Raw genomic sequence first — 12,674 nt, forward strand, 5'->3', positions numbered from 1 at the left:
ATAACGACTACAAATAGAATATATTGGAAATTCTCGTTATTTAGAATTGATATAAATTAATATTAACACTACTTTCCTTTTTTAAATTTTGGCAATTATGTGCTACTTTTGCCCTAGTCTGAAAAATGGGTTTTTTAGGCTGTTTTATACACGATACTAAAAATAGTTTGTAAATATGAAAAGTGTAGCATTGCACAGTAATCTAACCAAGGTACTTCTTAAGAGTTTTACAATCATTCTGTTTTTTGCATTTAGCATGTCTTCTTATTCTCAAGATATAGATGAAGCACGCCAAAAGGAAGGTAGAAAAATTTTCAAATCTTTATGTGCATCTTGTCATAAGTTAGATAAGAAGTTAATTGGACCAGCTTTGGGTGGAGTAGAAGCTCGAAGAGAACATGATTGGTTAAATAGCTGGATTAAAAATAATGCAGAACTTAGAGCGTCAGGAGATAAAGATGCTATTGCAATTTTCGAAGAGTATAATGGTTCTGTAATGTCTGCTTTTCCTCAATTAACAGATCAACAAATAGATGATATTTTATATTATACTACTGTTGGAGATCCTGTAAAAAAAGTAGTTGGTGATGTTGTTGTTGCAGGAACAGCTTCGTCTGGAGGAGATGCACCAAAATGGATTATTTATCTTTTAGCTGGTGCAATTGTTGTTGCGTTTTTAATGATAGCTAGTTTATTAAAACAAGTTAACGAGTTAAAAGGAAATAGAACTCCAGAAACAACTTCTAATCTTAAAAGAGATTTACATGAACTTTGGGAAGGTTTAAAAAGAAATACTTTTTTACAAGTGCTTTCTACAATCTTTGTTTTGTTAATGGGTGCTTATTTCTTATTCGGAACTTTATTTAAAGTTGGTGTAAATGAAGGTTATATGCCTTTACAGCCAATTGCTTTTTCGCATAAAATTCATGCTGGTGATAATAAGATAGAGTGTCAATATTGTCATTCTTCTGCAAAGCATAGTAAGCATTCAGGTATTCCATCTGTAAATGTTTGTATGAATTGTCATAAAAATATTTCTGAAGTAGCAGAAGGAACTCAAGTTGAATGGGATGGAGTTACTTATGGTAAAGCAGAATTAGATAAAGAAATTGCAAAAGTTTACGATGCTGCAGGTTGGGATGCTGATGCCTTAGAATATACAGGTGTTACCAAGCCAGTAAAATGGATAAGAATTCATAATTTACCAGATTTTGCTTACTTTAACCACTCGCAACACGTTACAGTTGCAGGTTTAGAATGTCAAAAATGTCACGGTCCTGTAGAGGAGTATGATGAAATGCGTCAGTTCTCTCCTTTAACCATGGGTTGGTGTATCGATTGTCATAAAGAAACTAAAGTGGATTTAAAAGGAAATGAATATTATGCTAAAATCCACGATGAGTTAGCAAAAAAATACAATGTAGATCAAGTTACCATATCTCAATTAGGAGGTAAGGAATGTGGTAAATGTCACTATTAATAAAAAGATTCAAATATTAAAAGATTCAAAAAATAGTTTTTAAATTTTTTAATCATTAAATAATAAATAAAGAATGGCTTCAAACAAAAAATACTGGAAAAGTGTTGAGGAACTAAAAGATAGTTCTATTGTTGAAACGCTAAGTAAAAATGAGTTTGTTGAAGAAATTCCAACAGATCAGTTTTTAGGTGATAAAGAAACATTAGAAAATACTTCTACATCTCGTAGAGATTTCTTAAAATATGTTGGCTTTACTACTGCTGCAGCTTCTTTAGCGGCCTGTGAAGGTCCTGTTAGAAAGTCTATACCTTACGTTGTAAGACCTAATGATATTATTGCAGGTGTTGCAGATTGGTATGCAACTTCTATGGCAGATGGTTACGATTTTGCAAATGTTTTAGTGAAAACAAGAGAAGGTCGTCCAATACAAATAATGCCTAATAAAGATGCAAACGGAACAACTAGTGCAAGAGTACAAGCTGCTGTTTTGTCTTTATATGATGAAAAACTTAGATTAAAAGAGCCTACAAAGGCTGGTGAAATTATTTCTTGGTCAGATGCTGATAAAGAAATATCACAAAAATTAAATAGCTTAAAAGAATCTGGCAAGCCTGTTGTTTTATTAACAGGTACAATGGCTAGTCCTTCTACAGATAAAATTATATCAGAATTTATTGCGGCAAATCCAAATGTAAAGCATGTTATTTATGATGCTGTTTCAGAATCTGGTGCTGCAGATGCAATGTTAGCAATGTATGGTAAGCGTGTTTTACCTAATTATCATTTAGACAAAGCTAAAACAATAGTTTCTTTTGGTGCAGATTTCTTAGGAGATTTCCATGGTGGATTCGAAAAAGCATACATGCAAGGTAGAGATCCAAAAACGGGTCATATGTCTTATCATGTTCAGTTCGAAAGCAACATGTCTTTAACTGGTGCAAATTCTGATAAAAGAGTGGTTGTAAAACCTTCTGATCAAGTTTTTGCTTTATTAAATTTATATAGCGCTATTACTGGTAATACAGTTTCTTCTAAGTCAACGCCTGTTGATGCTGAAGTAAAAATGATGGCATCAGAATTAAAGAAAGCAGGTTCTAAAGCAGTTGTTTTAACAGGATTAAATGATAAAAATGCTCAATTAGTTGCTTTTGCAATTAACGAAGCTTTAGAGAGTGAAGTTTTTGATACTTCAAATACAATCAATATACGTCAGGGTAATGATGCAGAAGTTGCTCAATTAGTTGCTGACATGAAAGCTGGTAAAGTTGCAGGATTAATTTCTTATAACGTAGATCCAGTATATACATTGCCAAATTCATCAGACTTTTCTGAAGGATTAAAGAAGTTAGAATTATCTGTTGCATTATCAACAGAAAACAATGCTACTGTAGATGCTACTAATTATGCATTGCCTGCTCCACATTTCTTAGAATCTTGGGGAGATACACAGTTCAATGCTGTTACTTATGGTTTAATGCAACCAACTATTCAGCCTTTATTTAATACACGTCAAGTGCAAGACACGTTGTTAAAATGGTCTGGTAGTTCTGTAAAATATTACGATTATTTAAAAACTTACGCTGCTGAAAATGTTTTAGGAGGTTCTTCTTGGAATACAGCTTTGCATAATGGATTCTTTACAACTGAATTAGCTGAAGAAGAAGCTTTCGAAAGCTCAGTTTCAGTTGTAGATGCTGCTAGTCAATTAGCAAGTTCAGCAAAAAAAGCTACAGGTTTTGAATTAAATTTATACACTAAAACTGGTTTAGGTGATGGTAAACAAGCGAACAATCCTTGGTTACAAGAATTCCCTGATCCAATTACAAGAGCTTCTTGGGATAATTATTTAACTGTTTCTATAGCAGATGCTAAAGAAATAGGTTTCGAGAATCCTGTAAAAGATAATGGAGCTATAGATGGAGATTTTGCCAAAGTAACTGTAAATGGAAAAGAAATTACTGTTCCAGTTATGATTCAACCTGGGCAAGCCAAGGGTTCTGTTGGTTTAGCTTTAGGTTATGGTAAAACTTTTGGTTTAAAAGAAGAAATGCAAGTTGGTGTTAATGCTTATCCTTTATATAAAGATGGTAATAACATTCAATACAATGTTACAATTGAAAAAGTATCTGGTACACATAAATTTGCTTGTACTCAAGTGCAAAAAACAATTGCAGGACGCCATGATATTTTAAAAGTTGCCTCTTTAAAAGAATACAATACTGTTGCTCCTAAAGATCATCATCATGGATGGAACAAACCGTCTATGGTTTCTTATGATCATCAAGAAGTAGAAGCAAATACTATTGATTTATGGGATGAGCATAATAGAGAAGTTGGTCATCACTTTAATTTATCAATAGATTTAACATCATGTACAGGTTGTGGTGCTTGTGTTGTAGCATGTCATGCAGAAAATAATGTACCAGTTGTTGGTAAAAATGAAGTTAGAGTTGGTAGAGATATGCACTGGTTGCGTATTGATAGATATTATTCTTCTGAAGTAGAAACTAGAGAAGAAGCAAAAGAATTAGGATTAAGCAGAGGTAAAATGTACGAAGCATTAGAAACCGAAGCAGAAAATCCTGAGGTTACTTTTCAACCTATGATGTGTCAGCACTGTAATCATGCTCCTTGTGAGACTGTTTGTCCAGTTGCAGCAACATCGCATGGTCGTCAAGGACAAAACCAAATGGCATACAACAGATGTGTAGGTACAAGATATTGTGCAAACAACTGTCCATATAGAGTTCGTAGATTTAACTGGTTTAATTATGCAAATAATAACGAGTTCGATTTTAACATGAACAACGAATATGGTAAAATGGTTTTAAATCCAGATGTTGTAGTTCGTTCTAGAGGAGTTATGGAAAAATGTTCTATGTGTATACAAATGACACAAGCAACAATTTTAAAAGCTAAAAAAGAAGGAAGAGCAGTTAATACAGATGAGTTCGAAACAGCTTGTTCATCTGCGTGTACAACAGGAGCTATGGTTTTTGGTGATGTAAATAACAAAGAAGATCAAGTAGCTGCTTTAGCAGAAGATAAAAGAGCTTACAACGTATTAGATTACTTACAGACAAAACCGAACGTAATCTATCAAGTAAAAATAAAGAATACAAACGAAGCGTAATTTAAAATTAAGATATAAAATATGTCTCATTACGAAGCACCCATAAGGGAACCTTTAGTATTAGGTGATAAAAGTTACCACGATATTACCGAAGACATTGCTAAACCAATAGAAGGTAAAGCAAATAAAAATTGGTATATGGCATTTTATATTTCTTTAGCAGCAATGCTTTGGGGATTTGGATGTATCTTTTATACAGTTGGAACAGGTATTGGAGTTTGGGGATTAAGCAAGAACATTGGATGGGCTTGGGATATCACTAACTTTGTATGGTGGGTAGGTATTGGTCATGCAGGAACATTAATCTCTGCAGTACTTTTATTATTCCGTCAAAAATGGAGAATGGCCATAAACCGTTCTGCAGAAGCAATGACAATTTTTGCCGTTTTTCAAGCAGGGTTGTTTCCAATTATTCACATGGGACGTCCTTGGAATGGATATTGGGTATTACCAATTCCTAACCAGTTTGGATCTTTGTGGGTAAACTTTAACTCGCCTTTATTATGGGATGTATTTGCAATCTCTACTTATTTATCTGTATCGTTAGTTTTCTGGTGGACAGGTTTATTACCAGATTTTGCAATGATTCGTGATAGAGCAGTAAAACCTTTCCAAAAGAAAATATATGCATTATTAAGTTTTGGTTGGTCTGGTAGAGCTAAAGATTGGCAACGTTTCGAAGAAGTATCTTTGGTACTTGCAGGTTTAGCAACTCCATTAGTACTTTCTGTACACACAATTGTATCTATGGACTTTGCTACATCTATTAACCCAGGATGGCACTCAACAATTTTTCCACCTTACTTTGTAGCAGGAGCAATTTTCTCAGGATTTGCAATGGTACAAACCTTATTAGGTATCATGAGAAAGGTGACGAATATGGAAGAGTATATTACACGTTTACACGTAGAATATATGAATATTGTAATTATATTAACTGGAGGTATTGTAGCTGTGGCGTATGCAACTGAGTTTTTTATAGCTTGGTATACAGGTTCTCCTTATGAAAACTACACATATTTATCTGTAGGTGCTGCAACAGGACCTTATGCATGGGCATTTTATTCATTATTATTCTTTAACATTTTAACGCCTCAGTTATTATGGTTTAAGAAAATTAGAAGAAGTTTTATATGGTCTTTCATCATCTCAATATTTATCAATATTGGTATGTGGTTTGAGCGTTTCGATATTATTGCAATTGTATTAAGTAAAGGTCATTTACCATCAACTTGGTGGCGTTTTGAGCCAACTTTTGTAGATGTTGGTATCTTTATAGGAACAATAGGATTTTTCTTTGTATTATTCTTATTATATGCAAGAACATTCCCTGTTATCGCGCAAGCGGAAGTAAAAACAATATTAAAATCTTCTGGTGAGTTTTACAAGAAGAGAAGAGAACAAGGTATACCAACTAAACCAGCTATTAACATAGTGGCTACAGAAGGTACGTCTGATAAAAAAGATAAAGAATAATTATGGAATCATCAAAAGTTATTCACGCATTTTATAATGATGACGAGATTGTATTAGATGCAGTTAAGGCAGTTAAAGCTGATGGTCATCACATAGAAGAAGTATTTTGTCCTTTTCCAGTGCATGGTTTAGACAAAGCTATGGGTTTAGCACCTACAAAATTAGCTATTACTGCTTTCTTTTATGGTATTACTGGTTTGTCTGTTGCTATTTGGATGACAAATTATATGATGATTCAAGATTGGCCACAAGATATTGGTGGTAAACCAAGTTTTTCTTGGGCTGAAAATATGCCAGCATTTGTGCCAATTATGTTTGAATTAACTGTATTTTTTGCAGCCCATTTAATGGTTATTACTTTTTATATGAGAAGTAAAATATGGCCATTTAAAAAAGCAGAAAACCCAGACCCAAGAACTACGGATGATCATTTTTTAATGGAAATACCTGTACATAATAATGTAGATAAATTAACTTCATTATTAGAAAAAACAGGAGCTGTAGAAATTAATGTTGTAGATAAGCACTAATAAATAGATAATGAAGAATTTTAAATTATTTATCGCGTTTATAGTTTTTGCAAGTATTGTAGCTTGTAATAACAAAAGAACACCACAATTAGAATATATGCCAGATATGTATGTATCTGTACCTTATGATGCTAATGGTGCTGAAGGAATAAACAATAAGCCAGTTAATAGCGAGCCAGTTGCGGGTACTATTCCTAGAGGAGGACATCCTGCTTACGATATTCCAGACACTCCAGAAGGTTATGATAAAGCAAAAGCAGAATTAAAGAATCCGTTAGAAGCTTCTGAAGAGAACTTAGCAAAAGGAAAAGAGCTTTACGAAATTTACTGTATTTCTTGTCATGGAAAAAAAGGTGATGGAAATGGATATTTATCGCAAGCAGAAAAATTTGAAGGAATACCTAGTTATAAAGATAGAGACATAAATGCAGGTACTATTTATCATGTTATTATGCATGGTAAAAACCTTATGGGTTCTCATTCATCTCAATTAACTTATAACGAACGTTGGCAGATAATTCATTACGTAGAAAATTTACGCGCTGAATTATAAAATAATTACAAAAAGATAGAATACGAAAGATATGTATCAATTCTCAGGTAAATTAAAAACATTTTCATTAGCCCTAATTGCATTAGGATTAATAGGAATTGTAATAAGTTTTGCTTCTGCTCCATCAACAATAGATGAAGCTAAAGAAATTATTGCACATCAATCTTCACATGGAGATAGTCATGGAAGTGCTCATGATGATGTAAAAAAAGAAGCTCATTCAGAAGATTCAGTAGATAGCCATGCTGTAGAAAATGATCATTCATCAGCACATAAATCTGATGCGCATGCAGAAGAAAGTGCTCATGGAGAAAGTCATGATGATGCACATGCTGAGCATGTTTTTCATCAATTACAAAATAAACCTTGGTCTGCTTTATATGTTGCTTTGTTTTTCTTTTTAGGAATTTCATTACTAGTATTGGCATTTTATGCAGCACAAAGAGTTGCTCAATCAGGTTGGTCTATTGTATTGTTTAGAGTAATGGAAGCCATTACTGCCAATCTTGTTCCAACTTCAATTGTAATGCTAGTTGTGGTTATAGCAGCAGCAATGCACATGAATCATATGTTTCCATGGATGGCTGAAGGTACTTTTGATCCTGAAAGCTCAAACTATGATGCTATAGTTGCTGGTAAATCTTGGTGGATGAATGTTCCTGGTTGGACAATTAGAAGTATTGTTTACTTATTAATATGGAATGCCTATAGATGGTTTATCCGTAAAAATTCTATCAAAGAAGATACAGCGAATGATGGCTATAAAACTTTTAAATTAAACTATAATGTTTCTGTAGGTTTTATTTTCTTATTCATGTTAACAGAATCTATGATGTCTTGGGATTGGATTATGGGCTTAGACCCACACTGGTTCTCTACATTATTTGGATGGTATGTATTAGCAAGTTTATTAGTAAGTGCATTAACTGTAGTTGCATTTGTAACAATTTACTTACGTTCTAAAGGAGCTTTACCAGCTGTTAACGATAGTCATATTCACGATTTGGCAAAATTCATGTTTGGTTTTTCAGTATTTTGGACATACTTATGGTTTGCTCAATTCATGTTAATATGGTATGCAGATATTCCTGAAGAAACTACATATTTCGTTGCAAGATTTAATGAATATAAATTACCATTCTTAGCAATGGTTGTTATGAACTTTGTATTTCCAGTATTACTTTTAATAAATAGTGATTTTAAGAGTATGCCTTGGTTTGTAGTAATTGGTGGAGTTGTTATTTTATTAGGTCACTATATAGATGTATTTGTAATGGTAATGCCAGCAACTGTTGGTGCACAATGGTCTTTTGGAATTCCAGAACTAAGTGCTTTACTATTCTTTTTAGGAATCTTTATATTTACAGTATTTAGTGCATTTGCAAAAGCAAATCCAATACCAAAAGGAAACCCTTACTTAGAAGAAAGTAAACATTTCCATTATTATAATATCGAACACAGAGGAGAAGGTTCAACAAATCATCATTAATAATTAGATTAAACAAATAAGAAAAGATATATGCTAGCTCTATTTTATATTTTTATAGGTGTTGCAATTGGTGTAAGTATTTGGCAAATAACTAGAATTTTAAATTTTAGAAGTGTTATTGCAGACGATAAAGACAATGCAAAGCAAGGTAAATATGCACTTTATTTTATGGTATTTTTATATGCTATAATGATTTATTGCCTTATAGCTTTAAATGTAATAATGTTGCCAGAATCTGCATCTATAGAAGGAGAACATGATGATAGATTATTCAATATTACATTTTGGTTAATTGGTATTGTACAATTTATAATGCAATTTTTAATTTTCTTTTTTACCTTTAAGTACAGAGGAAATAAAAATAACAAAGCAAAATTTTATTCAGATAGTCATAAATTAGAATTAATATGGACAGTTACTCCTGCAGTAGTTTTGGTAGGTTTAATTGGTTATGGTTTATGGCAATGGAATAATGTTATGGATTTATCTGATGAAGATGCCATTGAAATTGAAGTGTATGCACAACAATTTAGATGGGATGCTAGATATGCTGGAGCAGATAATACGTTAGGTAGAGGAAATGTAAATTTCATCAAAGGAATTAATACCATGGGTGTTGATATGAATGATAAAAACTCTTTAGACGATAAACAAGTTACTGAATTGTACTTGCCTAAAGGTAAAAAAGTTCATTTTAAATTCCGTTCTCAAGATGTATTGCATTCAGCTTATATGCCTCACTTTAGAGCTCAAATGAACTGTGTTCCAGGTATGGTTACCGAATTTGGTTTTACACCAAAATACACTACAGAAGAAATGAGACAACAATCGGAAGTTGTAGCTAAAACCAAAGGAATTAACAAAATTAGAGCGGCTAAAGGCGAAGATTTATACGAATTTGATTACTTATTATTATGTAACAAAATTTGTGGAGCATCACATTATAGCATGCAAATGAAAATTACTGTTGTTGAGCAAGAAGAATATGATAAATGGATTGCAGAACAACCAACTTTAGCTTCAGTTATTAAATAATTATTAAATTTAGATACTACAAATAAATAAGATTATGTCAGAACATCATCATAAAGAAACATTTGTAACAAAATATATTTTCTCTCAAGATCATAAAATGATTTCTAAGCAGTTTTTAGTAACTGGTATGTTTATGGGAATCATTGGTGTATTTATGTCTATGTTATTTCGTATGCAAATTGCATGGCCAGAAAAATCCTTCTCTATTATAGAAGCGTTTTTAGGACCTCATCAAACAGATGGAGTAATGAATCCAGATATGTATTTGGCATTGGTTACAATACATGGTACAATTATGGTATTTTTTGTACTTACTGCAGGTTTAAGTGGTACGTTTTCTAATCTTTTAATTCCATTACAAATTGGTGCTAGAGATATGGCATCTGGTTTTTTAAACATGGTTTCTTATTGGTTATTCTTCTTATCGAGTGTGGTAATGGTAATTTCATTGTTCGTAGAAGCTGGTCCAGCATCTGCAGGATGGACAATTTATCCGCCTTTAAGTGCTTTACCACAAGCAATTCCAGGTTCTGGAGCAGGTATGACACTTTGGTTAGTAGCAATGGCAATATTTATTGCATCTTCTTTAATAGGATCTTTAAATTATATAGTAACTATCTTAAATTTAAGAACAAAAGGAATGAAAATGACAAGATTGCCTCTAACAATGTGGGCTTTCTTTATTACAGCAATTATTGGTGTAGTTTCTTTCCCAGTTTTGTTATCTGCAGCTTTATTATTAATGTTTGATAGAAGTTTTGGTACATCCTTTTACTTATCAGATATTTTTATATCAGGAGAAGTTTTACATTATCAAGGAGGATCTCCAGTTTTATATGAACACTTGTTTTGGTTCTTAGGTCACCCAGAAGTATATATTGTATTATTACCTGCATTGGGTATAACATCAGAAATTATATCTACACACTCTAGAAAACCAATTTTTGGATATAGAGCAATGGTAATGTCAATTATGGCAATTGCATTTTTATCTACAATTGTTTGGGGTCACCATATGTTTGTGTCAGGTATGAATCCTTTCTTAGGTTCTGTATTTACATTTACAACTTTATTAATTGCAATTCCTTCTGCAGTAAAAGCATTCAATTATATTACTACACTCTGGAAAGGGAACTTACAGTTAAACCCTGCAATGTTGTTTTCTATTGGTTTAGTATCAACATTTGTTACAGGAGGGTTAACAGGATTAGTTCTTGGTGATTCTGCTTTAGACATTGCAATTCATGATACCTATTTTGTAGTAGCACACTTTCACTTAGTAATGGGTGTATCTGCTATATTTGGTATGTATGCAGGTATTTATCATTGGTTCCCTAAAATGTATGGAAGAATGATGAACAAAACTATGGGGTATTGGCATTTCTGGATTTCTATTATCTGCGCTTATGGTGTATTTTGGCCAATGCATTTTATAGGATTAGCTGGTTTACCAAGAAGATATTATTCTAACACTGCTTTTCCAATGTTCGATGATTTAGCAGACATCAATGTAGTAATTACAATTTTTGCATTAGTTGGAGGAGCTGCACAAATTATATTTTTAGCAAACTTCTTTATCTCTATTTACAGAGGTAAAAAAGCAACACAAAATCCTTGGAATTCTAATACTATAGAGTGGACAACTCCAGTAGAACATATTCACGGTAACTGGCCAGGTAAATTACCAGAAGTACACAGATGGGCTTACGATTATAGTAAAAGAGTAGATCCTAATGATGATGATAGTGATTATTTACATGGTCAAGATTTTGTACTACAAACAACGCCTTTATTAGATGGTGAAGAACCTTCTTAAAAATAAATAATATACATTTAAAAAACCTTTCCAAATTTGGAAAGGTTTTTTGTTTTGTAACCAATGCTACATTTTTTCTGATTCAAATTCTATTATCTTTGTATTTATGAATGAAAACTTAAATCCTGAAAACTCAAATTTATCAAATGAAGACTTGGACGTAGAAAAAAAATTACGCCCACTTTCTTTTGATGATTTTACAGGACAAGATCAGGCTTTAGAAAATTTAAAAATATTTGTTGAGGCTGCCAATCAAAGAGGTGAAGCTCTAGACCATACCTTATTTCATGGTCCTCCAGGTTTAGGTAAAACAACTTTAGCACATATTTTAGCAAATGAATTGCAAGTAGGTATTAAAGTTACTTCTGGTCCTGTTTTAGACAAGCCTGGAGATTTAGCTGGATTGCTTACAAATTTAGATGAAAGAGATGTTCTTTTTATTGATGAAATTCATAGATTAAGTCCCATTGTAGAAGAATATCTATATTCTGCAATGGAAGATTACAAGATTGATATTATGATTGAATCTGGCCCAAATGCCAGAACAGTTCAAATTAATCTAGAACCTTTTACTTTGGTTGGAGCAACAACACGTTCGGGTTTACTTACTGCACCAATGAGAGCTCGTTTTGGAATTAGTAGTCGTTTGCACTATTATTCAACAGAATTGCTAACTACAATTATTCAACGAAGTTCTACTATTTTAGGAGTACCAATTTCTATGGAAGCAGCTATCGAAATTGCAGGTAGAAGTAGAGGAACACCAAGAATTGCAAACGCATTATTAAGAAGAGTTAGAGATTTTGCCCAGATAAAAGGAGATGGCACAATAACCATACAGATTGCAAAATATGCTTTAAAAGCATTAAATGTAGATGCTCATGGTTTAGATGAAATGGATAATAAAATTTTGGAAACTATTATCGATAAATTTAAAGGTGGCCCAGTAGGTATTAGCACAATTGCTACTGCAGTTTCAGAAAACACAGAAACTATAGAAGAAGTTTATGAACCCTTTTTAATTCAGCAAGGATTTATAATGAGAACTCCAAGAGGTAGAGAAGTAACAGAGTTAGCGTATAAACATTTAGGAAGAACTAAAGGAAGAAATCAAGGAGAACTCTTTTAAAAGCTATTAACATTTTGCTTTTGCTAAACAGTA

General features: G+C 32.6%; 9 protein-coding genes. All 9 read left to right on the plus strand.

What is annotated here, in order from left to right:
• Positions 1-175: 175 nt before the first annotated feature.
• A complete protein-coding gene (locus ACWYN7_RS00100; protein WP_462857811.1) occupies positions 176-1,480 on the plus strand; it encodes a c-type cytochrome in 1,305 nt (434 codons plus the stop codon).
• A 73-nt stretch (positions 1,481-1,553) separates the two neighbouring features.
• The gene (locus ACWYN7_RS00105; protein ID WP_462857812.1) at positions 1,554-4,613 is read left to right on the plus strand and encodes a TAT-variant-translocated molybdopterin oxidoreductase; all 3,060 of its coding nucleotides are present in this window, start codon (positions 1,554-1,556) and stop codon (positions 4,611-4,613) included.
• Between the two features lie 21 nt (positions 4,614-4,634).
• The gene (nrfD, locus tag ACWYN7_RS00110) at positions 4,635-6,089 is read left to right on the plus strand and encodes an NrfD/PsrC family molybdoenzyme membrane anchor subunit (RefSeq protein WP_462857813.1); all 1,455 of its coding nucleotides are present in this window, start codon (positions 4,635-4,637) and stop codon (positions 6,087-6,089) included.
• A gap of 2 nt (positions 6,090-6,091) precedes the next feature.
• Positions 6,092-6,619: a DUF3341 domain-containing protein gene (locus tag ACWYN7_RS00115; RefSeq protein WP_462857814.1), complete on the plus strand. Its 528-nt coding sequence runs from the start codon at positions 6,092-6,094 to the stop codon at positions 6,617-6,619.
• Positions 6,620-6,629: 10 nt separating this feature from the next.
• On the plus strand, positions 6,630-7,172 hold the full coding sequence (locus tag ACWYN7_RS00120; protein ID WP_462857815.1) for a c-type cytochrome: 543 nt from the start codon (positions 6,630-6,632) through the stop codon (positions 7,170-7,172).
• A 31-nt stretch (positions 7,173-7,203) separates the two neighbouring features.
• Positions 7,204-8,661 carry a quinol:cytochrome C oxidoreductase gene (locus tag ACWYN7_RS00125; protein ID WP_462857816.1) on the plus strand — a complete coding sequence of 486 codons (1,458 nt, stop codon included), beginning with the start codon at positions 7,204-7,206 and terminating at the stop codon, positions 8,659-8,661.
• Between the two features lie 30 nt (positions 8,662-8,691).
• Positions 8,692-9,696: a cytochrome c oxidase subunit II gene (locus tag ACWYN7_RS00130; RefSeq protein ID WP_462857817.1), complete on the plus strand. Its 1,005-nt coding sequence runs from the start codon at positions 8,692-8,694 to the stop codon at positions 9,694-9,696.
• A 34-nt stretch (positions 9,697-9,730) separates the two neighbouring features.
• Positions 9,731-11,512 carry a cytochrome c oxidase subunit I gene (locus ACWYN7_RS00135; protein WP_462857818.1) on the plus strand — a complete coding sequence of 594 codons (1,782 nt, stop codon included), beginning with the start codon at positions 9,731-9,733 and terminating at the stop codon, positions 11,510-11,512.
• A gap of 106 nt (positions 11,513-11,618) precedes the next feature.
• Complete coding sequence (gene ruvB / locus ACWYN7_RS00140; RefSeq protein ID WP_462857819.1) at positions 11,619-12,641, plus strand: Holliday junction branch migration DNA helicase RuvB; 1,023 nt, start codon at positions 11,619-11,621, stop codon at positions 12,639-12,641.
• Positions 12,642-12,674 lie beyond the last annotated feature (33 nt).

The sequence above is a fragment of the Polaribacter sp. M10 genome (assembly GCF_054968445.1).

Coding starts and splice junctions, on each gene's coding strand:
- ACWYN7_RS00115 (WP_462857814.1), top strand. CDS start 6,092: ATGGAATCATCAAAAGTTATTCACGCATTTTATAATGATGACGAGATT.
- ACWYN7_RS00130 (WP_462857817.1), top strand. CDS start 8,692: ATGCTAGCTCTATTTTATATTTTTATAGGTGTTGCAATTGGTGTAAGT.
- nrfD (WP_462857813.1), top strand. CDS start 4,635: ATGTCTCATTACGAAGCACCCATAAGGGAACCTTTAGTATTAGGTGAT.
- ACWYN7_RS00100 (WP_462857811.1), top strand. CDS start 176: ATGAAAAGTGTAGCATTGCACAGTAATCTAACCAAGGTACTTCTTAAG.
- ACWYN7_RS00105 (WP_462857812.1), top strand. CDS start 1,554: ATGGCTTCAAACAAAAAATACTGGAAAAGTGTTGAGGAACTAAAAGAT.
- ACWYN7_RS00125 (WP_462857816.1), top strand. CDS start 7,204: ATGTATCAATTCTCAGGTAAATTAAAAACATTTTCATTAGCCCTAATT.
- ruvB (WP_462857819.1), top strand. CDS start 11,619: ATGAATGAAAACTTAAATCCTGAAAACTCAAATTTATCAAATGAAGAC.
- ACWYN7_RS00135 (WP_462857818.1), top strand. CDS start 9,731: ATGTCAGAACATCATCATAAAGAAACATTTGTAACAAAATATATTTTC.
- ACWYN7_RS00120 (WP_462857815.1), top strand. CDS start 6,630: ATGAAGAATTTTAAATTATTTATCGCGTTTATAGTTTTTGCAAGTATT.